Raw genomic sequence first — 22762 nt, 5'->3', positions numbered from 1 at the left:
GGTTACGGGAGACGCACACCCGGCACCGCGGGTGTGTGGAGTGATCGCACCGGGCCGTCCGGGCCGCAGATGTGCAGCCCGATCCGCCCGTGTACGCCGTGACGCTGGTTGACGGCCTGGAGGAGCATGGCCAGCGACTCCAGCTCCCGGGCGTGTTCGAGCCCGCCGACGTCGATCGGCGCGAAGCCGAGCCGGGACAGCAGCGCACCGGCGACCCCCTTGGCCCCGGCGTCGTCGCCGGCCAGCGGCAGGGAGACCGGCAGCCCGCCGCAGCGCGGCTCGCCGACCATCGCCGCGGGCACGGTGTTCAGCGCCTTGACGACGTGCCAGCCGGCGGGTGCCGCCGCCGCGATCAGGTGGGCCCCCGACGAGCCGGGCGGCACCTCCTCGCCGCCGAGCGCCGGATTGGTGACGTCCAGGAGCGGACGGCCCCGGCCCGGCACCGGGGTCTCGGTCAGCACCCGGCAGGCCGGACCGAGCGGAACCGCGAGCACGACGAGGGAGGCCCGTTCGAGGACGACGCGGATGTCGGCGGCGAAGGCTCCCGGTACGCCGGCGGTGGCGGCGGCCGCCGCCCCGGGTGTCCGTCCGGCGAGCAGCACGCTGCAGCGCGCGGCGGCGACCGCGCGGGTGACGGCGACGCCCATCCGCCCGCAGCCGATGACGCCGACTGTCATCGGACCCACACCCCCGCCGCGGGACGGCGGTAGACGGCGAGCGCGGCCGCCAGGTCGGCCGGCACCGGGGCCGGCTGCAACTGACCGTCGACCCGCTCCATGACGGCCACCGTCTGCCGGCCCCGCGCGATCAGCGCGGCGGGAGCGCCGTCCGGGCGGACCCGGCGATAGTCGAAGCCCATCGTGATGCGATTGCCGTTGAGCTCGACGAGCGACATCTCGATCTCGACCGTGTCGAAGGCGTGGCTCTCGGCGTAGAACTCGACCGACATCGACACGGTGACCAGCGCCAGCCCGTCCGACAGGGCGGCGAGCACGGAGGGCGCCTGCTCGGCGAGGAAGTGCTCCCGGCAGTGCCCCTGCCAGTGGGCGTAGTGGGCGAAGTAGACGTTTCCCACCAGGTTCGTCTCGTCGAACGTCACCCGGTGCCGGTAGCGGTAGACCGGGGCGCTCATGCCGGCGTCCCCACGCACACCGCCACCTGCCGCGCGTCCCCGGCCGTCCGCAGCAGCACGCTGCTCAGGACGTGGTCGCCGCTGCGCAGGCCGAGCGTGCCGGACGGCTCCCGGCCGGTGAACACCAGCGGCGCCGAGGGCCCGAGCCCGAGCTTGCGGGTCACCTCGATCGCCGTCCACACGCGGACGGCCGCAACCACCTCGTCCTCCCCGGACTCGGCGGCGAGCCGCACGGCGAGGGCCCGGTGCCGTTCCTCCAGCGGCGGCGGGCGGTCGTCCACACGTTCCCAGTCGACGCCGACCGGGCCCGGGGCCACCGTCACGAGCACGAGGTCGTCGAGGTGGCTGGCCGAGACGCCACCGCCGCCCGGCGCCGTGACCCGACCGTCGCCGGCGTGCCGTGCACCTGCGGGCTCGCCCAGCGCGGCGCCGTCGAGCCAGTCGGCCAACCGGACGGTGGGCCCTCCGTCGCCGCGCGTCGCGGGGAGCACCGCGGCATCGATGCCGGGATGCCGGTGCCGCAGCCGCCGGGCCACTGCCGGACCGGCGAGGAACGCCGGCATCTCGGACCAGCCGATCTCGGCCACCGCGCGCAGGACCAGCCCCGTCCACTCCTCGACCGGGCGGCCCGACTCGTCGGTCACCAGCACGTCGTAGACGAACTCGGCACCGTCCTCCGCGCGCTGCCGGGCGGTGACGGTGAGCACGCCGGACGGCCGGTGCCACACGGTGATCCGCTCGACGGAGACCGGAAGCACGCGCCGGTCCGGGACACAGCCCTGCAGCCCGTGCAGCACGGCGTCACGGGCGCCCGGGTCGCCGAGCCGCAGCGACGCGTCGAGGTACATGCCGAACCACGCGGTGCCGGGTTCGGCGCGGACCGAGAACACGCACCGGTACGCGCTCAGCGCGTGATATCCGCGCACCCGCCGGAACGCGGGCCCGTGGAAGTAGAGGCCGCCGTAGAGGCCCGTCGCCGGCAGGCCCGGCTCCCCGAGCCGCACGGCCGGCGCCGGCACCGCCGGATCGGGTGCCGGCACAGCGCCGGTGGTCACGACCGCCGCGAAGTGGTCCACCGCGAAGCCGGTGTCGTCGCTGCGCAGCGCGGCCTCCACCCGCCCGTCGTCGTGGACCAGCGCCGCGACCCGGATGTCGCGCCGGTCGGTCACCGTCACCGGCCGTTCGAGCCGTACGCCGGTGAGGCGCACCGGCGTCCCTGGCGCCCCGGTGAGCGCTGTGGCGGCCTGCGTCATCGCCTCCAGCCCCAGCACGGCGGGCAGCAGCGGGACGCCGTCGACGACGTGGTCGGACAGGTAGGGGTCGGTGCCGGCGGTCAGGGTGGCGCCGACGACGCTCTCCACCCCCGGCGTCAGCGCCAGCACCCGCTCGGCGAACCGCCCGCCGGTGCGGTCGTCGTCGCGGTAGCGCAGGGTCGGTCCGGCGGGCAGACGACCGGCGGCCAGCACGCACGGCCCGGTGTCCGGTGCCGCCAGCAGGCGCAACAGCAGGTCGGTGCCGGCCGGGACGCTGATCGGCTCGAGCCCGTCGCGCACCAGCGCGTCGAGGACGCCGAGGCGGACCCCCATGCCGACGCCGGACCAGGCCGACCACTGCACCGTCAGCCAACGGGTGCCGGGCCGCTCCCGCGTCAGTTCCGCGCAGCGCCGGGCGAGCCACTCGTTGGCGACGGCGTACTCCGACTGGCCGGTCAACCCGGTGCGGCCGATGACGGATCCGAAGGCCACGGCGAAGCGCAGATCGTCGCCGAGGGCCGCGACCAGGTGGTCGAAGCCGTCGGCCTTCGGTGCCAGCGTCGCGCGGAGACCCTCGACGGTCACGTCCTCGATCCGCCGCGGCGTGTTGTGGCCGGCGGCGTGCAGCAGCCCGCGTACCGGTCCGTACCGCTTCTGGACGGCGGTGACGGCGACGGTGACGGCGGGCCCGTCGCTGACGTCGACGGCGTGGTAGCCGGCGGTGATCCCGAGCGCGGTCAGCCGGTCCAGGCCGTCCCGGACCTCCGGGTCCGTGCCGGGGCTGCGCCCGAAGAGCACCGCCGTGGCACCGGTGGCCTGGCACACCGCGGCGGCGCACTCCAGCCCGATGCCCTTCGCCCCGCCGGTGGCCAGCAGCACGTCGCCCGGAGCCAGCGGGATGCGCTCGTCCCGGCGGGACAGCGCGAGCGGAGCGGCGACCCGGGTGGTGCGGACACCGTCCTCGTCGTAGACGACCTCGACGTAGCCGGTCCAGTCGACGGACGCCTCGGCGACGAGCTTGAGGCAGCGGTCGTCCACCGGGGTCTCGGCGACCATCACCGCGGCGCCCGGCCGCTCCACGGCGAGGCTGCGGCCGACCGCGGCGCCCACCCCGCCGTGGTGCAGCACCACGAGCGGCAGCCCGTCGGCGGCGGTGGCGCGCAGCGCGGTCACGACCAGCTCCGCCGGCACCGTGAGGCCCGGTGGCAGCAGCAGCAACCGCGCGTCCGGGGGGTCGGCGAGCGGGAAGTGCTCGGCCACCCCCTTGCTCAGCGGGTGGTCCTCGGTACCGAGCACCGTCCACCCGCGCCGGGCGCCCGGCCTGGTCGTCGGGGCGGCGGACTCGACGAACCGGTCGGTGAAGGCGCGCACCCAACTGGCGATGCCGGCCGGTGGGGCGTCGGCCTCCCCTGCCGCCGGCAGCGTGGCGAGCATCGCGGCGAGCTGGTCGATGGTGGCGTCGGCCAGGGCGGCCGGGACCGCAGGTGCCGACCGGCCGACCGCCGCGGCGGCGTCCACGGCGAGCTGGCTGACCCGCAGCGAGCTGAGGTGCAGGTCGGCGACGAGCCGGGTGTCCGGGCGCAGCGTGGCCGCGTCGAGTTCGACCATGGCCGCCACCCGCCGGGTGACGGCGCTCAGCAGGTCGGTGTCGTCCACGGTGACCACGGGCGGGGCGGATGTCGGCGTGGCGGGCGCCGGACGGGGACGAGGCGGCTGCGGCGACCGCGCCGGTCCGCCGGTGCCCTCGCAGGGGTTGCGCAGGAAGACCGGCCGCCAGTCCGGCGTGAGCCGGCGGCACGCCCGGCGCGCGTAGTAGGCGCCCACGTCCGGCCCGGCGCCCGTCGCGAACAGCGCGGCGGTCACGGTGGCGATGCCGTGCGGGCCGGGCGCGCCCGAGTCGAGAGCCACCACGCGGGCGTCCGGCAGATCCGCGGCCAGCCCGGCCAGCACGGCGCCGGGGCCCACCTCGATCAGCAGGTCGGTTCGCTCGGCCAGGCGCGCCAGCGCGTCGCGGAAGCGGACCGGCTCGACGAGCTGACGGGTGAGCAGGCCGGCGAGGTCGGTGCCGGTGTCCAGCCAGTCACCGGTCACCGTGGAGCAGACCGGCCGTCGGGGTGCCCGCCCGGCGAGTCCGGTGAGGTGATCGCGCAGGGCGAGGCTCGCGGCAGCCATCATCGGCGAGTGGAAGGCGTGCGAGACCGGCAGTGCGGTGGCCCGCAGGCCGGCGGACGGGGCGCCGGCGACGAACCGGGCCACCTCCGCGGCCGGGCCGGACACCGTGCACTGCTCCGCGCTGTTCTCCCCGGCGACCACGACCGGGCCCGGGCGGAGCAGCTCGCGGACCCGGTCCGCGGGCCCGGCGACGGCGGCCATCGCGCCGCGACCCGGCGCGTCGCTCATCAGCCGGCCTCGAACGCGTACCAGGTCGAGGGCTTCCTTGTCGTCGAGTGCCCCCGCCCAGCACAGCGCGCCGATCTCGCCGAGGCTGTGCCCGACGGCCGCCTCGGCCTCCACCCCCAGCCGGCGCAGCCAGGTCAGACCGGCGAGCGAGGCCCGCAGGATGGCGGGCTGGGCGACTGCGGTGTCCGGCACGGCGCCCGCCGCGACCTCCACCTCCGGGTCGTACCCGGCGAGCGGTCCGTCGAGCAGCTCCCCCAGCGCGCCCGCGCCCGGACGGACCGGGGATCCCTGTCCGGAGAACAGGTAACCGATCCGGGGCGCCGCGCCGGCGCCGAGGAAGACACCGGCCTCCGGGTCGAACAGCTCGGTGTCCGCGTCGGCCAGCGCGGTCACGGCGCGCCGGGCGGCGCGGACCAGGCCGTCCGGGTCGCGTACCACGGCGGCGAACCGGACGGCGCCCTCGGCGACCGGCTCCGCGGCCAGCGTGGCCGCGAGATCACCCAGTTCCGCCCGGGACAGCCGGCCGGCCAGATCGGCCAGGTCGGTCAGCCGCGCGGTCAGGGCCGCACGGTCGGCCGCCGCGCACACCACCACCTCGTGGGACGGCATGGGACGGGCGGCCCGGCGCTCGGCGTCGGTGACGACCCGGCGGGTGGTGGGCGTGATCCCGCCCAGCACCACGTGGGCGTTGATGCCGCCGAAGCCCATGGCGCTGACCGACGCGTACCGGTCCGGGCCGGGCCACGGCGTCGGCTCGTCGGTCACCACCAGCGGCGACCCGGCGGCGGCCAGTGCGGGATGCGGTGACTCGCAGCCGGTGGTCGGCGGGATCACCTGGTGGTGGATCGCGAGTACGGCCTTGATCATCCCGGCGACTCCGGCCGCCGCCTTGGTGTGCCCGATGTTCGCCTTCACGCTGCCGAGCACCGCCGGGAGGCGGCGGCCGGCGTGCAGGTCGCGCAGCGCGGACAGTTCGGTCTCGTCGCCGACAGCGGTGCCGGTGCCGTGCCCCTCCACGAACGACACCTGCTCGGGAGTGAGACCCGCCCGGTCGTACGCGCGCCGCAGCGCGAGCAGCTGGCCGGCGGGCTCGGGCCGGGTCAGCCCGCCGTTGCCGTCCGACGACGTGCCCCAGCCGTGCAGCCGCGCGTACGGCCGCAGGCCGTGTTCCGCGGCGAAGTCCTCACGGCACAGGACCAGGATCCCGCAGCCCTCCCCCGGCAGGAACCCGGTCGGCCGCGAGTCGTAGATCCGCATGTCGCCGGTGGCCAGCGCGCCCACGCGGGCGAAGCCGACCAGTTCCAGCGGATCGAGGCTGAGGTCCACACCGCCCGCCAGCGCCACGTCGAGATCGCCGTCGGCGAGCATCCGGGCGGCCGTGGCGACAGCCATCAGCGACGAGGCACAGGCGGCGTCGACCGTGTAGCCGGTGCCGTGGAAGTCGAAGTGGTTGCAGATCCGGCCGGCGATGGTGTTTGACAACGCCCCGGCGAGCGTCTCCTCGCCCGGCGGCGGGAACGGCTCCTTGAACCGGTCCTCCGCGGCGGCGAGCAGCTTCTCCCGCTCGGCGTCCGACAGGTCCAGCCCCGCCAGCGTCTCGGCGAGCAGCCGCTGCACGTAGGGCCAGCGCAGGCGGAGCCCGTTGGCGCGGCTGAACTCGCCGGTCATCGAGTTGCCGAGCAGCACGCCGACCCGGTCGTCGGGCAGGCCCGCGCCCGCCGGGCAGCCGGCGTCGGCGAGCGCGTCCGCGGCCACCTCCAGGGCCAGCCAGTGGGTCAGGTCGACCGCCCGGAAGACCTCACCGGGCACGTGGAAGCGGGACCGGTCGAACACCCAGTCGCTGAGGACGGCGGCGCGGTCGACGTACGTGTGGTCGACCTCCTCGGGTCCGGGCCGGTGGTAGTCGGCGACCGGCAGCCGTTCCGGTGGCAGGGGCCGGAAGGCGCGCCGGCGCCCGAGCACCGTCTGCCAGAGCTGCCCCGGGTCCGCGGCGTCCGGGTACCGGCAGGCCATGCCCACCACGACGATCGGGGCTCTCGTGCCGGTCATGCCTGGGCTCCGACCGGGACGGCGGACTGGGAGGCGCGTTCCGGCGCACCGGGTCCGGTGACCGGCTGCCGCCGCTCGCGGATCCGGCGGGCGGTCACGATCACCACCCAGCGGCCGACGCACACGGTGGTGAGCGCGAAGAACAGCCCGAACTCGATGTGCAGGAGCACCAGCGTGCCGTAGACCGCCGCGGTGGCCAGACCGAACACGACCTGCCGGCGCGGCGCGTGCGGGGTGGTTCCGGGGTCGGTGATCATGTAGTTGGTGAACAGGACGAACGCCACGCCGGTCATCGGCAGGAGCGCCGCCACCAGAGCGTGGTCGAAGATCACCGACCGCAGCACCGCCTGTGCGGCGAAGCCCGCGACCCAGGCGGCGACCAGCGGCCCGCGCCGGGTCAGCTTGGCGTTGAGCATCGTGCCGGCGGCCAGGATCGCGCCGGGCACCACCCAGTCCCAGATCCCGTTGATGTTCGCGGTGAACTGGTACGGCGGTGCGATCCCCACCCAGGTGAAGCAGAGCAGCGTCACGACGATGCCGAAGTTGCTCGGGTTGAGGACGTGCTTCGCCGCTCCCCCGGCGGTCAAGCGCACCCGCACCACGTACTTGCTCGCGATCGCGACGGTGACGGCGAACAGGGTGGGCCACAGCCGCTCGTTGCCGTAGAGCAGCATCGCGCAGGCCAGTCCGCCGATGTGCGCGGGCAGCAGGAAGTTGACGAGGTCGATGGCGGAGCCTCGGTAGCGGACCGGGCGGCGCTCGACGCGGGCCTCGAGCGTCTCCAGGAGAAGCTCGAGAGCGTACGCGGTGAGCAGCGCGGCGATCGGCGTGAGCCACGACTGCTCGAATCCGAGGACCGTGTGCCCCAGCAGCGTGAACACGGTGATGGACAGGGCGAACCGGCGCAGCGCGACGATCCGGGGGTCCTTGTTGGCCATGGTTCTCTCCTCGATCAGGACTCGGGTCGCAGCGTGACCGTGTGCCAGCCCGAGGCGAGCGTGGTGCTCGTCTCGTGCTGTCCGGCGGCGTCGCGCCAGGTGATCCGGACCTGGGCGGACGGGCTGCCGCCGAGGCCGAAGTACAGTTCGTCGGCGTTCACGCCGGTGTGTCCGTTGGCGGGGTAGAGCTGGTCGGTCAGCGTCGTACCGTCGGCGCGGCGCACCTCGACGCGGGCACCGATCGCCGCACGGGTCGCGCCGTTGGCGGTGGGCACCACCAGCCGCAGCCCGAGGTGGGTCGTCGCCGGACCGGTGTTGCGGAACAGCTCCGAGGCGGCCCACTGGTTGGCGACCGCCATGTCGAGCCGCCCGTCGTGGTCGACGTCGCCGACGGCGATGGCCCGGGAGGCCTGGGTGCTCGTCATCCCCAGCCGCTTCGACACGTCGACGAACCGGCCGTTCGGCCCGCGTACGAAGAAGGGGTTGCGCTCGTGGCCGGACAGGCTGTCGCCGGGCCGGAAGTTCGGCCAGGCCCACGGGTACTTCAGGAAGGTGTCGTTGGCCATCGCGAGTTCCTGGAGCTCGGCCCAGCGGTCGGTGCCACCGTGCAGGAAGCCGACCGCCTGGGTGATCTCGCGGCGGCCGTCGGCGTCGAAGTCGGCGGCCTTGATGTCCCAGGCCCAGCCGCTGCGGGACAGCCCGAGTTCCTCGCTGCGGTCCCGGTACGGCGCGCGCCCGGAGGTGAACCGGCCGCCTGTGCTGACGAAGGCGAAGTTGCTCTCCTGCAGGGCGAACGGCGAGGTGATGTTGCTGACCAGCAGATCCGGCCGGCCGTCGGCGTTCAGGTCGTCGAAGGCGACGCCCATGCCCTTGAACGAGTCGTGCCCGATCACCTTGGACTTGGGGGCCAGCGGGTCGCGCGTGCCGCTCACCTCGCGGAACTCGGGCCGGCCGGGACGGGACTCGTTCACCAGCAGGTTGTCGGGCCCGAAGTCGTTGGCGAAGTAGAGCTCCGGCAGGCCGTCGCCGGTCAGGTCCTGCGCCCCGGTGGCCAGGGTCCAGGCCCGCGCCTGGCCGGTGGTGAAGGCGTCGGACCGGTCGGCGTACGCGGGAACGGGCGCGCCGCCGGCGGCGGGGGTGTTCCCGTCGAACATCAGGAGCCGGTTGCGGCCGCCGTTGCGGCCCAGGGACATGGAGTCCTGCATCCGCATCACCGGGTCGTCGGCGGCGGTCCGGTCGAGCACCCGCGCGCCGTCCGGGAAGTAGTTGCCGATGAGGATGTCCAGGCCGCCGTCGCCGTCGACGTCGAGGACGTTGGCGGTGGTCGAGTTCCAGATCTCGCCGGGAGCGACCACGTCGCTCGCCCGGAAGCCCGCGGCGCCGGGTGCGCCGCCGCCGGGCTGGCGCAGGTAGAGCAGCGGTACGCGGCCCCAGAAGTACACCAGGACGTCGAGTGCGCCGTCGCCGTTGAAGTCGGCGGGGAGGCATCCCATCGGCGCTGTGGTGCGGGCGTCGTACGCGACACCGGCCGGCTGGAGGGTGACGGCGGCGTACCGTTCGCCGGTGCCCGGCACCGGCGCCACGGTGACCGAGTCGTCGCGGGGGTCGACCAGGCAGCGGTCGTTCGGCAGGCCGTCGCCGTCGAAGTCGCCGAGGCCGACGCCTGCGCCGACCGCGGAGATCCACGCGGCGAGATGGTTCAGTGCGGGCTGGACCTCGCGGAGCCGGCGGGTGTCCCCGGTGGCGTTCAACGGAGCGGGCGTGAAGGCGAAGCGGGCGCTCAGGGCGTCGGCGTCGGACGCGGAGACCGACGGCAGCCGGGTGAACAGGCCGGCCACGACACACAGCAGCACGGCCAGGGCGGGTACGAGCGTTCTACGAACAGCGGACGGCACAGGTTCCCCCTCGGATGGTCGCGGGCGGATCAGAGCGACGCGAGCAGCACGCGGGCGCGGATGCGCTGCCGCCACGTCTGGTACTCGACCGGGCCGGTGGCGGGCGTGCGGAGCCCGGCCTCGGCCTCGCGGGTCCAGTCCGCAGCGGTACGCGGGTCGGTGCCGGTGAGCGCGTGCACGGTGCTGGCGAGTTCGGGCGGGGTCCAGCCGCTGCGCTGCCAGGCCGCGGCGGCGAAGGCCACACCCTGGCCGAGGTCGCCGGCGTGCGCTCCGGCACGCTCGCGCAGCGTGGCGAGTCCCTCCGGCGAGACCCCGCCGGCGTACGCGGCGGCGAGGCCCACACCGCTCCAGGCGTCGCCGTGGTGCCACTGCGGCAGCGTGGCGACGAGGTCCGCCACCCGGGTGGGTACCGCGGTGCCCCGGAACCACAGGCTGCGGCCGACACCCTGGTAGCGGATGGCGCAGCGCTCGGAGCACCGGCGCGGGTGGGCGGTGATGCGGCGCAGCCCACCGGCGTCGGCGAAGAAGCCCGCGGAGAAGCCCCAGCCGTCGAGCGCGAGCCAGCGCAGCAGCGGGTCCAGGCCGGACAGCCGGGCCCAGAACGGCCAGCGCAGCTTGGCCATCGCCCATCCCACGCCGACATGGATCAGGTGGATGTGGGCCGGGCCGTGCAGGCGCAGCACGGCCGGCAGCCGGCGGCTGCCCGGGACGAGGAGGTCGAGCAGTGCGGCCTGCATGGCCAGCCCTTCCACGGCGAAACCGCGCAGGTGGTCCGGCTGGTCGTCGAATCGCGGAGGCGCGCCGGCGGGGGCGTCGAGTCCCGCGTTGAAGCCGTCCAGGAAGGTTCCCGCGGCGGTCTCCAGTCTCGCGCGCAGCTCGGGCGGGTCGGACGCGAAGCCCCGGACCGTGAAGTCGGCGAGGCGGTCCGGCTGATGCAGCAGGCGGCGCCAGCTACGGGGGCGGGTTTCGTCGAGCGTGGCGTTGTCGGTTCTCATGACGCTCCCGCGGAGTCGGTCCACAGTGTCCGTGCGGCGCCAGTCTGCACATCCGTTCTTGAAGAAAACTTGAATTACATATAGTAACGAAATCGCGTTTCCGCGGCCGATCTCACTACTCGCCCGCGCCAGATGTCCGTTTATTAAATCGACCGAGGGACTCGATGATCTCCTCGGCCGTCTTCGTCCAGGTGAAGGGGCCGGGGTTCTCGCCCCGCTCCGCGACCCACGCGCTGATGCCGACCTCCAGGGCCTGCACTGACTGGGGGGTGCCGCGCGGGACCATCTGGTCGGCGAGGAAGCCGAACCAGCGATCGAGCTGGGTGAACCAGGCCGAGTCGGTCGGGGTGACGTGCACGCGGAAGCGGGGGTGCCGGTCCAGCCAGGACGTGACGGCCGGGGCGTGGTGCGCGCCGTGGTTGTCCCAGATGAGGTGAACGTCCAGCTCGGCGGGGACCGAGGCGTCGACCCGGGCGAGGAACCTCTTGAGATCCGCCGCCCGGTACCTGCGGCCCGCGGCGGCGCCGTCGGCCACGGTGCGCGCGGCGAACAGGCCGGCGGCGCCGGCGCGCGGGCGCTCCGGGGCAGGCCGGCCGGGCGCCGTCGGCGGCCCTGGCGGGATCCGTGCCGCCTCGTGAACCACGAGCGCGACCACGCCGGCCGGCGGGTTCAGATACAACCCGGCCACATCGACCACCTTCGCCATGAACACCGGGTCGGCCGAGAGGTTGAACGGCGGATCCCGGTGCGGTCTGAGGTGGAATCGGCGCCAGATCCGCCCGACTGTCGACCGCGACAGCCCGGTCCTCTCGGCCATCGACCTGCGGGACCAGTGGGTAGCACCCGGGGGCGCCTCCTCCAGCGTGGACACCAGCACCTCCTCCACCCGGTCCGCGCCGATCGACGGCGGCCGGCCCGGGCGGTCCCGGTCGGCCAGACCCTCCAGACGCCGTTGCACGAAACGGCTGCGCCACTTCCCCACCGTCGGCCGCGACACCCCCAGGTCGGCCGCCACTGCGGCATTGGTCGCCCCGGGTTCGGCACACGCCAGGACGATCCGGCACCGCAGCGCCAGGGCCTGAGAGGACTTCGCCCGCCGCGACCAGCGCACCAGCGTCGCGCGCTCCTCGTCGGTCAACACCAACTCGGCCTTCGGCCGCCCGGTCCTCGGCACACAACCCAGGCTACATATAGAAAACCAATTTACGGCGCAATATTTGTGCACTTCAGGTTTCCCGAATTAATTACTACTCTGACGTTGGTTGACGTCGATACGGGCGACCTGGGGGCAACGTGTTGCGTGCGGCAATTGTGGAGATTAAAGTCCTCGGCGCCACCCACGCAGTAATCGATTCCCGCAAGGTCGACCTCGGGTCCCGCAAACAACGGGCAATCATCGCCCTGCTGTCCCTGCGCCACGGCACCCCGGTGCCGATCGACGAGATCATCGAGGCCCTCTGGGAGAACCAGCCGCCCGGCACCCCGCAGTCGCTGGTGCACACGTACATCGCCCGGCTGCGCCAGGTGATGGAGCCGGACACCCCGGCGCGGCGCCGCACCAACGTGATCGGGCACAGCGGCACCGGCTACCAGCTTCGGCTGCCACCGGACGCGGTGGATGTCAGCCGTTTCCACAGCCACGCCGACCACGGGCTGCAACTGCTGGCCTCCGGTGCCGCCGGCGAGGCGTACGGCCTGCTGCGCCGGGCACTCGGCGAGTGGCCCGCCTCGCTGACCACCGATCTCGAGTCCCTGCTGCCCGGGTGCGAGGACGTCACCCTGCTTCGGGGAAAGTGGACCACAGTGGCGATGGCGTACGTCCGGGCCGGCCTGACCAGCAAGGGCGCCGTCGCGGTCCTGCCCACCGCCGAACGTCTCGCCCAGGTGGACCCCCTCAACGAGGCCGCGCAGGCGCTCTACCTGGAGACCCAGCGGCGCGCCGGCCACGGTGCCTCGGCGCTGTCCCACTACGACCGGATCCGCACCCGGCTGCAGGCCGAGCTGGGCGTCGAACCCGGCCACGAGCTGCGCCGGGTGCACCGGCAACTGGTAGCCGCCGGCGGGAGCCGAGTCCCAGCACCACCCGGCGGCTGGCTCGGGCCGGGACCGGCGGTCGACCCGCTGATCGACCGCGAGACCGAGCTGCGACAGCTGCGTGACCTGCTCGTCCAGCAGCGGCTGATCACGCTGAGCGGGCCCGCGGGGGTGGGCAAGAGCGCTGTCGCGCGCGCGGCGGCGGCCGCCGCCAGGGGGGACTTCCGTGACGGCGTCGCGGTGGTGGAACTGGCCACTGCCTGCGGTGCCGCGGAGGCGGCCGACGCGGTACGGCGAACCCTGCACCCGATGCTCCCGCAGCGTCACGCCCCTGCGGCCCGGCCGTTCGACGATCTGGCCGGCCAGCAGCTACTGCTCCTCCTGGACAACGCCGAGAACGTCCTGGAGCCCTGCGCCGGGCTCGTCGACGACCTGTTGCGGTCCTGTCCGCAGGCGCGCGTCCTGGTCACCTCACGGGAGCTGCTCGGCCTGCCGTACGAGACGATCCTGACGATCGGTCCGCTCCGCCCGCCCGGGCCGGAGACTCCGGCCGACCCGGCGGCGCTGCTGCGCGTGCCCGCCGTGGCGCTGTTCGCGCGGCGCGCCACCCAGGCGTGCCCGTCCTTCTCGGTGGACGAGGACAACTGCGCCCTGGTCGCCACCATCTGCCGCCGGCTCGACGGCCTGCCGCTCGCGCTGGAACTGGCCGCCCGCGTGCTGCGCACCACCGGTCTGCCCGAACTCGCCGAGCAGTGCCGCGACCCGCTGCGGTTGCTGGACGCGAGCCGCCGGGGCACGCCCGCGCACCACCGCTCGTTGCACGCGGCGGTGGTACGCACAGTGGACCGGCTCACGCTCGCCGAACAGCAGTGCCTCGCGCTGGTCAGCGGGATGGAGGAACCGGTGAGCCCGGACATGGTGGAGAGGACGGCCCGTTCCTACTGCGACCGGGAGGTCCGGATCGACCTGCGTCCGCTGCTCAACCGCCTGGTCGACAAGTCGCTCCTGATGGCCCGGCATGACGAGCACGGCACATCCTATCGAATGTTGCGGACAATCCGCCGGATCGGTCTGCAACTGCTCGACCGTTTCGGCGCGGCGCCTTCGGTGGCGAATGCGCTCTGTCGGGAAACAAACCTATGAAATCGATTGCCGGTGCCGAAAATGGCGCAGCTACCCTCCAACCGGTGCAGCACCTACCGTGGCGGACTGTTCACACATAGCTCTCACGGGCTTGCCGATTGCTATATGAATTTATAGCATCGAGTCGGACAGCGCTCCGCCGACGTCCATCCGGCCCTGCTGCTGCCGTCGTTGATCGATCTCCGCAATCCCCTCAGGAGGTCCGACGCCCCATGCCTGCCGTCCACGAAACAGGGACCACCACCGCGACCGCGGCTTCCGTGCACATCGGAGCGATCACCCAGGCGGTGACCTCGATGCGGCGCCACCTCGACGAGCCACACCGGCTGCACGACATCGCCCGGGCCTCGCTGATGAGCCCGTTCCACTTCCACCGCGTGTTCCGGATGCTGACCGCCGTCACGCCGGGCCGGTTCCTCACCGCCGTGCGGATGGCCGAGGCGAAACGCCGGCTCCTCGGCAGCGACGCCAGCGCGACCGACATCAGCATGGCGGTCGGCTACTCCAGCTTCGGCACCTTCACCACCCAGTTCACCCGCCTCGTCGGTGTGTCACCCGGCCGCTTCCGCACGTACGGCCGGGCCGTCGCGGACCTGCCCCTGCGCGAACTGGTCTCCACCCCACCGGCCCCCGCACGTCAGCCGTTCGCGCTCCTCCACGTCGGGGCCCGCCCGGACGGCCACCCGGGCCTCACCGTGGTCGCCACCTTCCGGTCCGGAATACCGCAGCAACGGCCCTCGTCCTGCGCCGCGATCCTCTCGCCGGCGGTGTTCCCGCTACCGCTCGCGGCGGCGGGCCGGGCGAGCGTGCTCGCGGTCAGCGCCCGCACCGACGCGACCATCGGCGAGGTCCTCACCGAGGAGCCCTCGGCCGGCATCTGTGTCGGCGCCGCCGAGATCCCCGACGAGCCGGTCGCGGCGCAGGCCACCGTCGCGGTCGGCATCCCGCTGCGCCGGCCGGCCCTGCTGGATCCGCCGTTGCTGCTCGCGTTCCCCCTGCTGATGCTCGAGTCCCAGGCCGGGCCGCGGCGGGCGCAGGTCCGCTGAGAGCCCCGGCCGTGCCGGTGCCCGTGACCGCCGGTGGAACCGGGTCCACCGACGGCCACGAGGTCAGGACCGGGCGGTGTACCGCACCGGGCACGACGCGGGCCGGGCCACACCCAGCCCCGGCGCCTGCCGCGGCTCGGCGATCCCCAGCTCCATGTCGTACGAGCGGGTCAGCATCGCCAGCACCGCCTTCATCTCCAGGTCGGCGAAGCGGGCGCCCAGGCAGGCGTGCAGGCCGCCGCCGAGGTTGAGCAGGCCGGCTGCCGCCCGGCCGTCGGCGTCCCGGTCCCTGCTGAACCGGTCGGGGTCAAACCGGTCCGGGTCCGGGAACACCTCCGGCACGCGGTGCGTCACGGGCGGGCAGAACAGCGTCTGCCAGCCGGCCCGCACGGTGAAACCACCGACCTCGTACGCGGTGACTGTCTGCCGGGTCAGCAGCGTCGTGACCGGCCGCAGCCGCTGGGACTCCAGCAGCGCCTCGAACAGCCGTCGCTGCCGGTGCAGGTCCGTGACGGTCCAGTCGCCGGCCTGCCGGGGCAGATCGGCGATCTCCTCCTCCATCGCCGCCAGTTCCTTCGGGTGCTGCAGCAGCAGAATGAGCGACCAGGCCATCTGGGCCGCTGTCGTCTCGTACGCCGCGTACACCAGGATCAGGATGAGCCCGATGACGGTCTCGTCGTCGAAGGCCGCGCCGCCCGAGAGCAGGTGCGGCAGGAAGCCGTACCGTCCGGTGTCCGGATCCTCCCGGACCGCCCGCAGGTGCGGCCCCATCAGCTCGAACATCTCCCGGCGCGCGCGGTCGCGCCGGCGCAGGCGCGGCGTCGGCAGGTTGGCCGGCAGGAAGAACTCCATCCCGGCCGCGATGTCGAGGAAGAGCGACCGGAACCGGTCGCCGTGCCGGGCGCGGAAGCCGGACCCCAGGAACAGGCGTACGGCGATGTCCATGCTCAGCCGCTCCAGGTCGGCGCGCGCGTCGAACTCGCCGCGCGGGCCGAGCCGGTCCATCCAGTCGCTCGTCTCACCGATGATGGCGGCCAGGTAGTCCGCGTGGTTGCGGCTGTGGAAGGCGGGCAGCAACGCGGCCCGCTGACGCAGGTAGTCCGGGTGGTCGGCGGCCTGCATGACCGCGCCGAACATGGGCTTCAGCCACTGGTAGACCGGCTGGACGGCGAGGATCGTCTCGGGCAGCGCGATGGCGTGCCGGCTCTCCTCGACGCCGGCCACGACGACCGAGCGCCGCGGCCCCATCCGCAGTGCGAACACGGGACCGTGCTCGGCGTAGCCGGCGCGGGCCAGCGCGACCGGGTCACGCATGAAGGCGAAGGCGTTGCCGAACAGCGGCAGGCCCTGCAACGTCGGCGGGCTGGTTGCGGCCATGACGGATCCCCCTTCGGGACGGGCTCGAAGTCAGCCGGCGGTGGCGTACGAGTACCAGACGTTCCAGTGCACGACCAGGCGTCCGCGGTCGGCGGCGACCTCCTCCATCCGGGCCTCGGCGGCCGCCCGCGCCGCACCCAGCCGCTCCGCGGGCACCCGCTCGAGCACCATCCGGCCGGCCGTCTGCCACAGCCAGGCCCACCACTGCCGCGGGTCGGTGAACTCGAGGTCGAGCGTCTCGTCCTCGATCCGCGTGTCGGCGAAGCCGGCGTCGCGCAGCAGGCGGTGGATCCCCTCCTTGGAGCGCAACGGATTGTCGGTGCGGCCGGGGACCGGGGGCATGCCACCGTCCACGTACGGCACGACGGCGTCGGTGACGTGGAAGAACGCGGGGTCGTCGGCGCCGAACGTGGTCATCGCGAAGCGGCCGCCCGGGCGCAGCAGCCGTCGGTAGCGGGCCGCGGCGTCCGCCGGGTCGGGCAGCATGAACATCACCAGGCCCGCGACGACCGCGTCGAACCGGGCCGGGGCGAAGCCGGGTGTGGCCGCGTCACCGATCCGTACCTCCGCGTTCGTCAGGCCCTCGTCGGCGAGTTCCGCGCGGGCGCCCTCCACCATGACCGGCGCCACGTCGATGCCGATCACCGAGCCGCCCGGCGCAACGGCGCGGGCGGCGGGGACGGTGCAGGCGCCCTGCCCGCAGCCGACGTCGAGCACGTCCTCGCCCGGGCGCAGATCGAGCCCTGCCACCAGGCGAGCGCCGATCGGCCCGAAGAAGCGGACGCCGGTGCGGTCGTAGCGTGGGGCCGCCCGGTCGAACACCTCCGCCAGTTCCGGAGTCGACACCGCATCCGTCGTCGCGTCGCCGGGCATCGGGCACCACCCTTTCCGCAGGTTCGCCGCGCTCTCCGCGATCATTCTTCGCGCCGGTCCGCGGCCCGGCTTCTCGCCGCTTGCCTATCCGGGCCGGCCGTACCGGCGGGCAACACAGGAGAAGTCCCGGCCCCCGCAGCGCCCCTAGGGTCGAGGGAGAGCTCGATCACCAGTGAGGGAGGAAGCTGTGGGTGTACTGGGTCTACACAATGAGTGCCCCCCGACCAACTACGCCGCCGGAGACGCCGCCGAGATCGTCACCGGTCTGGTGTCCGACGCGGTCGCGACCGGCGCGACGCTGCGCGCCGTTCGCGACTGCCTCGATTCGCTGGCCTGCCTCGACGACACGGTGCGGTACGTCGTCGAAGCCTCCGCCGGAGCCGTGTCACCGGACGGCTCGTTCGACGCCGCCAACGTGGCCGAGCAGATGGCGGGCGTCCTGAAGACCTACTCGCAGACCTTCCGGGCCCTGGACGGGACCGTCGACCAGATCGACACCGCGGTCCGGGAGTACGGGGAGCTGCAGCGGTACAGCGCACTCGCGCTGGCCAAGGGCCGGGACGAGTGTTTCGAGAACCGGCTGATCCAGGCCGGCGAGGGCGGCTTCGCCGGCATGGCCCAGTCGCGCATCGCCTACCTGCGCAAGCTGCGGGTGCGGGTGCAGCTGCTCCAGCGCATGGAGCCGATCGGCGAGGAGATCCTGAACGGGTACGACTTCAACGCGTTCTTCCTGCTGTTCATGCAGCCCATGCGCGACCTCGGCGTGGCCGCGCAGGATCTCTACAACGAGACGGTACGCGGGGCGCTCGTCGCCTACGACACGCTCGTCCGGGTGTGTGAAATGCGTACCGGAAACGCGGCCGACACCCTGCGCCGGGAAATGGTGAAATCGAACTGATCTCGCCATCGCACTCGTCCGGCGCGACCATGACAATCCGCGCCGGACATGCGCGTCTCAGGCATGCACAACGGGGACCGGTTCGGTAGGATGATCGCACTGTTCGCCCATATGCCGTGAGATGGGAAATTCCATGGGAATCAGCCACATCACATTGATCACCATCCCGGTCACCGACCAGGACAAGGCGAAAGACTTCTACGCCCGCCTCGGATTCGAGGTGATCAATGACCACGAGATGACCCCGGACGAGATGCCGCCGGAGCCGGGCCTGCGCTGGCTGCAGCTGGGCACTCCGGGAGGCGAGACCACAGTGGTGCTCGCCACCTGGGGCGTGGGCGGTCTCCGCCCCGGGGCGCAGCACATCTCGGTGGCGTGCAAGGACGTCAAGGGCCTGCACAACGAGCTGGCCTCGGCGGGCGTGGAGGCGTCGCCGGTCTTCGACGCCCCGTTCGGCGCGTTCTTCTCGGTGGAGGACCCGGACGGCAACGGCGTGATGATCGTCGAGGAGTCCGGCGACTGACGGCAGGACGGTGGGGGTGGTACCCGGATCCGGGTACCACCCCCACCGTCCTGTCCGGCCGTGTTTTCCGGCGTCAGGGCGCCCAGCGGCCCCCGCGCATCGTCGACCACGGGTCGACGTCGTCGGCCTTGGCCTGGGCCTCGGCCTGCGCCCAGGTGTAGATGCCCTGCGCCATCAACGCCGGCGTGCCGGCGGCGAGCCGCCCGAACACGTCGGCGCGGGCCCGCTGCACGTCACGGTCCTCGGGAGCGCTCAACGCCGCCCACTCGGCGAGGTGACCGGCGAGGTCGAGCCGGCCGCGGTCCGCCGCGTCGAGGGCGCGCTCGGCCAGGCGGGACGCTCCGCCCGCGAGCTGCGCCACCTCGGCGGCCAGGTCGGCGCGCGGCGCCGGTCGCACGGTGGCCGGGTCACCGTCGTACCAGCCGCCGTAGGTGCGCCAGACGGTGCGGACGATGAACTGCGGATCGTCGTAGGTGGGGCGCAGCCACGGCTGGGCCAGCAGGGCGGACACCTCCGGCGTGACCAGGGGGGCGTGCAGGATCTCGTCGAGCGTGCAGCCCTCGTTCATCATCGCCACCACACCGTCGTGCAGTGTCGACAGCAACGTCGCCGACCCGAGCAGCGTCTCGCGGACGCGGTCGGCACCGACCACCGGCAGACCGTGGCCGGGCAGCAGGATCTCGGCGCCGAGGCCGGCCATCCAGCGCAGCGCCCGCACCCACTCGGCCACGTGGCGGCGGACCTTCTGCGGGTTGCCGGCGTTGGGCGCCACCCAGGCGTAGAAGTCGCCGCAGCACAGGATGCGCCGCTCGGGCAGCCAGGCCATCGTCGCGTCGTCCGTCTCGCCGCGACCGTGCCGCAGCTCCATCGTCAGATCGCCGTGCCGCAGCGTGAGCGTGTCGAGGTAGGTGCGGTCGGGCTCGCGATAGTCGGTCGGCCACGTGATACCGGGAGCGCGGAACTGCCGGCGGTTGACTGTCGCGTTGTACCCGGCGGTCAGCCGGTACCGGGCGAAGCGCTCCGGCACGGCGGCGTGCGCCACGACAGAGATGCCGGGGTCGTGGCGCTCGGCGGCCTCCGCCTCGAACGGTGACAGCCCGAGGACGTGGTCGATGTGGCCGTGGGAGTAGACGGCGGTGACGACCGGTGCGGTGCTGCGTGCCCGCACCGCCGCGTGCAGCGCGGCCGCGGTGTTGCGGTCGCCGGTGTCGAAGAGCACCAGGCCGTCGGCCGTCTCGAAGACGTAGACGTTGCCGGTCGCCGCCCACATCCACACACCGTCGTCGATCCGGCGGAGCCCGTCCTTACGGAGCTCACCCTTGTAGTAGGCGAACAGCGGCTCGTCACCGCGCCAGGCGCGGTCCGCGTACTCCTCGAGTTCCTTGTCCATCGACACTCCCGTCCGGTCGCAGGGATCGTGCAAACGGGTCGGCCGGACGAACGCAGGCCGAAGGCCGGCCGCGGCGGCAGCGCCGGACACGACCGGAGTGCCGGAGCGGTCGGCGGGACGCCCGGGACGGCGGCCTCAGCGGTTCTGGCCGGCCGCCTCCGGGGCGTCCTGCGTCCGCCGGAACCGGCCGACCGCGCGGCGCACCGGACCGGTCACCATGCGGGCCAGGCCGCGGGTGACGAACAGTCGGCTGTCCCGCTGGAAGGCATCCTGGTCGTTGTCGTGCGGGAAGGCGACGATGGGCACTCCCACACCGAGGAACTTACACAAGGTGGGCCATCCTTCCGATACTCGATAGACCAGGAGGCGCTCAGCCGGAACGCATTCCTGGACGTCGCGGACGTGCTTTTCGAAAACCTCGACGGCGTATTTCTCGTCCTGAATCGGCCCGTCCCCGAAATGGCGGCGGAAAACGCCGTCGAAGATCTCGTTGAACGCGCCGAAACGCCGATCGAGAGCCCGCAGCGGCAACTGCATGGCGGGGACGAGGAGGCGGCTGAACAGATCCTGCCGGTACGCCATGAAAATGGTGCGCATGCACGAGCGGTGCCATTGCACCGGGTCGCGCACGGTCAGGATGACCTTCGCCTCCGGGTACCGCTCCACCAACTCGCGCCAGAACGCCGCGGCGGGCCAGTCGACTGTGGACCGATAGCCGGCGAACACCTGGTCCCAGTCCACGTCGGCCCCGCCCACAGCCGCCTGCCAGCCGGCCAGCCGGGCGGGGTCCTTGAGGATCTCCTTCGTGTGATACGTGGGACCCATCCCAAGAATGTTGAGAGCTTCCCGCAGCGAGGCGGTGCCGGTACGGCCGAAGCCGACGCCGATGACCTCCATGTCGTGGGTTCCTCCTGCCGATCGCCGGGTCGACCCCCACCGTCAGGTGCGTGCCGTGGCCTTGCGGAACAGTGCCGTCGCCAGTGGCACGAAGACCACCAGCAGGCCGAGCGACCACAGGACCGACGCCAGGGCGTCCCCGCCCGGTGAGACACCGTTGAAGTAGTCGCGCGCCGCGTTGATGGTCAGCGTCACCGGGCTGTTGTCGCTGAACGGCCGCAGCCAGCCGGGCATCGACTCGGACGGCACGAACGCCGAGCTGACGAAGCCGAGCAGGAACATCCACGGCATCGCGGTGCTCTGCGCGCCCTCGGCACTGGAGGCGGTGACGCCCACGATCGACAGCACCCAGCAGAGCGCGAAGCCGAACAGCAGCAGCACGCCGATCCCCGCCAGCACCTGCAGGAACGTGCCGTGCAGCCGGAACCCGAAGGCGTACCCGACCGCGCCGGTGACCACGAGCGCGATCAGGTTGCGGAAGGTCTCGGCAAGGGTGCGGCCGATCAGCACCGCGCTGTTGCTCATCGGCAGCGAGCGGAACCGGTCCATCATGCCGTTGCGGAGGTCCTCCGCGATGCCCACGCACATGCCGGCGATGCCGCCGAAGACGACGATCTGCCCGAAGACGCCGGGCAGCACGAACTGCTTGTAGTCGCCGCCCGGCACCGAGATGGCGCCGCCGAACACATAGGTGAAGAGGATGAAGAACATCATCGGCTGCAGGATCGCCGCCATCAGCTGGTCGGGGCGGCGCTGCATGTGCCGGATGTTGCGGCCGGCCAGCAGCAGCACGTCACCCACGAACCAGCCGGGCCCCCGCCGCTCGGGCGGTGCCTCCCACGCCGGCGTGGGGGTGTCCCGCTGCCGGGTCGTCGATTCGTCGACGGTCACTTGCCCTCTCCCTTCCGAGCGGACGACGTGGCGACGCCGGCAGCGGCGGCGCGGCTGCCGGTCAGGGCCAGGAAGACGTCGTCGAGGGTGGGGCGCCGGACCACATGGGTCGCCACCCGGATGTCGTGGTCGGCCAGCCGGTTCAGCGCGTCGGCGACCCGGACGAGATCGTCGCCCATCCGGGCGGTGATCTGCGCCAGCGGCCGGTCGACGACGGGCTCCTCGGCGCCCGGCGTCCGCAGCAGGGCGACCGCGTCGTCGAGCCGGGCGGGATCCTCCAGGACGAACTCCACACGGTCTCCGCCGACGCGCGACTTCAGCTCCGACGGAGTGCCCTGGGCCACCGCCCGCCCCTTGTCGAGCACGGTGATCGTCTTCGCCAGCCGGTCGGCCTCGTCCAGGTACTGCGTCGTCAGCAGGACTGTGGTGCCCTCACGGACCAGCATCTCGATCTCGGCCCACAACCCGAGCCGTGACTCCAGGTCGAGGCCGGTGGTGGGCTCGTCGAGGAAGAGCACGCGCGGGCGGATGAGGATGCTCGTGGCGAGGTCGAGCCGCCGCCGGGTGCCGCCCGAGTAGGTCTTCACCTGCTTGTCGGCGACCTCGTCCAGACCGAAGCGGGTGAGCACCTCACCGGTGCGCCGGCGGGCCTCGGCCCGGCCGATGCGGTAGAGCCGGGCCACCAGTTCGACGTTCTCCCGGCCGGTGAGGACCGGGTCGACGGCGGCGAACTGGCCGGTGAGCCCGATCATCGAACGGACCCGCCCCGGCTGCTTCGCGGCGTCGACGCCGTAGATCTCGACGGTGCCGGAGTCGGCCCGCAGCAGAGTGGACAGAATCCGCACCGTCGTCGTCTTGCCGGCGCCGTTGGGGCCGAGCAGGCCCACCACAGTGCCGGGCGCGGCGTCCAGCGACAAGGCGCTGACAACCTTACTTTTGCCTAGCTGCTTGCTGATGTCTCGCGCTCTGATCGCGTCCGCCATGGCGACACCCTATCATCCACTATATCTTCGCGCAGTTAATGAGCT

Annotated in this window: 17 protein-coding genes; 4 read left to right on the top strand and 13 right to left on the bottom strand. The window is 73.0% G+C overall.

Annotation, left to right across the window (positions count from 1 at the left end; all coding sequences use genetic code 11):
- Positions 1 to 2 precede the first annotated feature (2 nt).
- The 7 genes from O7546_RS11220 to O7546_RS11190 all read right to left on the bottom strand — a co-directional run bounded on the left by O7546_RS11220 (position 3) and on the right by O7546_RS11190 (position 11836).
- Positions 3 to 677: an NAD(P)-binding domain-containing protein gene (locus O7546_RS11220; protein ID WP_194799996.1), complete on the bottom strand. Its 675-nt coding sequence runs from the start codon at positions 675 to 677 to the stop codon at positions 3 to 5.
- A complete protein-coding gene (locus tag O7546_RS11215) occupies positions 674 to 1132 on the bottom strand; it encodes an acyl-CoA thioesterase (RefSeq protein ID WP_194799995.1) in 459 nt (152 codons plus the stop codon). The genes O7546_RS11220 and O7546_RS11215 overlap by 4 nt, the downstream gene beginning before the upstream one ends.
- On the bottom strand, positions 1129 to 6834 hold the full coding sequence (locus tag O7546_RS11210; protein WP_281600879.1) for a type I polyketide synthase: 5706 nt from the start codon (positions 6832 to 6834) through the stop codon (positions 1129 to 1131). The genes O7546_RS11215 and O7546_RS11210 overlap by 4 nt, the downstream gene beginning before the upstream one ends.
- Positions 6831 to 7772 carry an enediyne biosynthesis protein UnbU gene (locus tag O7546_RS11205; RefSeq protein WP_194799993.1) on the bottom strand — a complete coding sequence of 314 codons (942 nt, stop codon included), beginning with the start codon at positions 7770 to 7772 and terminating at the stop codon, positions 6831 to 6833. Before O7546_RS11205 ends, O7546_RS11210 begins: the two co-directional genes overlap by 4 nt.
- A gap of 14 nt (positions 7773 to 7786) precedes the next feature.
- Entirely contained in the window at positions 7787 to 9625 is a 1839-nt protein-coding gene (locus tag O7546_RS11200; RefSeq protein ID WP_269696725.1) for a CRTAC1 family protein, read from the bottom strand.
- A gap of 71 nt (positions 9626 to 9696) precedes the next feature.
- The gene (locus O7546_RS11195) at positions 9697 to 10662 is read right to left on the bottom strand and encodes a DUF1702 family protein (protein WP_194799991.1); all 966 of its coding nucleotides are present in this window, start codon (positions 10660 to 10662) and stop codon (positions 9697 to 9699) included.
- A gap of 115 nt (positions 10663 to 10777) precedes the next feature.
- Positions 10778 to 11836 carry an IS630 family transposase gene (locus O7546_RS11190; protein ID WP_194799990.1) on the bottom strand — a complete coding sequence of 353 codons (1059 nt, stop codon included), beginning with the start codon at positions 11834 to 11836 and terminating at the stop codon, positions 10778 to 10780.
- 122 nt (positions 11837 to 11958) lie between these two features.
- Here O7546_RS11190 and O7546_RS11185 point away from each other — a divergent pair, with 122 nt between their 5' ends.
- A complete protein-coding gene (locus O7546_RS11185; protein WP_194799989.1) occupies positions 11959 to 13839 on the top strand; it encodes a BTAD domain-containing putative transcriptional regulator in 1881 nt (626 codons plus the stop codon).
- A gap of 260 nt (positions 13840 to 14099) precedes the next feature.
- Positions 14100 to 14885, top strand: coding sequence for an AraC family transcriptional regulator (locus tag O7546_RS11180; protein ID WP_281600878.1), 786 nt, complete (start codon positions 14100 to 14102; stop codon positions 14883 to 14885).
- A gap of 63 nt (positions 14886 to 14948) precedes the next feature.
- On the opposite strand, the gene O7546_RS11175 is transcribed toward O7546_RS11180, so the two are convergent.
- On the bottom strand, positions 14949 to 16262 hold the full coding sequence (locus tag O7546_RS11175) for a cytochrome P450 (RefSeq protein WP_194799987.1): 1314 nt from the start codon (positions 16260 to 16262) through the stop codon (positions 14949 to 14951).
- Between the two features lie 30 nt (positions 16263 to 16292).
- On the bottom strand, positions 16293 to 17135 hold the full coding sequence (locus tag O7546_RS11170) for a methyltransferase domain-containing protein (protein ID WP_194799986.1): 843 nt from the start codon (positions 17133 to 17135) through the stop codon (positions 16293 to 16295).
- Between the two features lie 187 nt (positions 17136 to 17322).
- Here O7546_RS11170 and O7546_RS11165 point away from each other — a divergent pair, with 187 nt between their 5' ends.
- Together O7546_RS11165 and O7546_RS11160 are read left to right on the top strand one after the other, a co-directional pair.
- Positions 17323 to 18033 (top strand): hypothetical protein, encoded by a 711-nt coding sequence (locus O7546_RS11165; RefSeq protein ID WP_194799985.1) that lies wholly within the window; start codon positions 17323 to 17325, stop codon positions 18031 to 18033.
- Between the two features lie 133 nt (positions 18034 to 18166).
- Positions 18167 to 18556: a VOC family protein gene (locus tag O7546_RS11160; RefSeq protein WP_167796872.1), complete on the top strand. Its 390-nt coding sequence runs from the start codon at positions 18167 to 18169 to the stop codon at positions 18554 to 18556.
- Between the two features lie 73 nt (positions 18557 to 18629).
- Here the strand turns inward: O7546_RS11160 and O7546_RS11155 are convergent, their stop codons facing one another.
- The 4 genes from O7546_RS11155 to O7546_RS11140 all read right to left on the bottom strand — a co-directional run bounded on the left by O7546_RS11155 (position 18630) and on the right by O7546_RS11140 (position 22651).
- Positions 18630 to 19946: an alkyl sulfatase dimerization domain-containing protein gene (locus O7546_RS11155; protein ID WP_194799984.1), complete on the bottom strand. Its 1317-nt coding sequence runs from the start codon at positions 19944 to 19946 to the stop codon at positions 18630 to 18632.
- A gap of 135 nt (positions 19947 to 20081) precedes the next feature.
- Entirely contained in the window at positions 20082 to 20843 is a 762-nt protein-coding gene (locus O7546_RS11150; RefSeq protein WP_281600877.1) for a sulfotransferase family protein, read from the bottom strand.
- Positions 20844 to 20885: 42 nt separating this feature from the next.
- Complete coding sequence (locus tag O7546_RS11145) at positions 20886 to 21734, bottom strand: ABC transporter permease (RefSeq protein WP_281600876.1); 849 nt, start codon at positions 21732 to 21734, stop codon at positions 20886 to 20888.
- A complete protein-coding gene (locus tag O7546_RS11140; RefSeq protein WP_255533004.1) occupies positions 21731 to 22651 on the bottom strand; it encodes an ATP-binding cassette domain-containing protein in 921 nt (306 codons plus the stop codon). Before O7546_RS11140 ends, O7546_RS11145 begins: the two co-directional genes overlap by 4 nt.
- Positions 22652 to 22762: the final 111 nt, after the last annotated feature.

Source organism: Micromonospora sp. WMMA1976, assembly GCF_027497335.1.
GTDB lineage: Bacteria > Actinomycetota > Actinomycetes > Mycobacteriales > Micromonosporaceae > Micromonospora > Micromonospora aurantiaca.
This window is presented reverse-complemented; position numbering and strand designations above follow the sequence as displayed.

Bases quoted from the DNA above. Each gene is read 5' to 3' on its own strand.
- O7546_RS11160 (WP_167796872.1), top strand. From the start codon at position 18,167: ATGGGAATCAGCCACATCACATTGATCACCATCCCGGTCACCGACCAG.
- O7546_RS11215 (WP_194799995.1), bottom strand. From the start codon at position 1,132: ATGAGCGCCCCGGTCTACCGCTACCGGCACCGGGTGACGTTCGACGAG.
- O7546_RS11170 (WP_194799986.1), bottom strand. From the start codon at position 17,135: ATGCCCGGCGACGCGACGACGGATGCGGTGTCGACTCCGGAACTGGCG.
- O7546_RS11195 (WP_194799991.1), bottom strand. From the start codon at position 10,662: ATGAGAACCGACAACGCCACGCTCGACGAAACCCGCCCCCGTAGCTGG.
- O7546_RS11150 (WP_281600877.1), bottom strand. From the start codon at position 20,843: ATGGAGGTCATCGGCGTCGGCTTCGGCCGTACCGGCACCGCCTCGCTG.
- O7546_RS11155 (WP_194799984.1), bottom strand. From the start codon at position 19,946: ATGGACAAGGAACTCGAGGAGTACGCGGACCGCGCCTGGCGCGGTGAC.
- O7546_RS11205 (WP_194799993.1), bottom strand. From the start codon at position 7,772: ATGGCCAACAAGGACCCCCGGATCGTCGCGCTGCGCCGGTTCGCCCTG.
- O7546_RS11175 (WP_194799987.1), bottom strand. From the start codon at position 16,262: ATGGCCGCAACCAGCCCGCCGACGTTGCAGGGCCTGCCGCTGTTCGGC.
- O7546_RS11220 (WP_194799996.1), bottom strand. From the start codon at position 677: ATGACAGTCGGCGTCATCGGCTGCGGGCGGATGGGCGTCGCCGTCACC.
- O7546_RS11210 (WP_281600879.1), bottom strand. From the start codon at position 6,834: ATGACCGGCACGAGAGCCCCGATCGTCGTGGTGGGCATGGCCTGCCGG.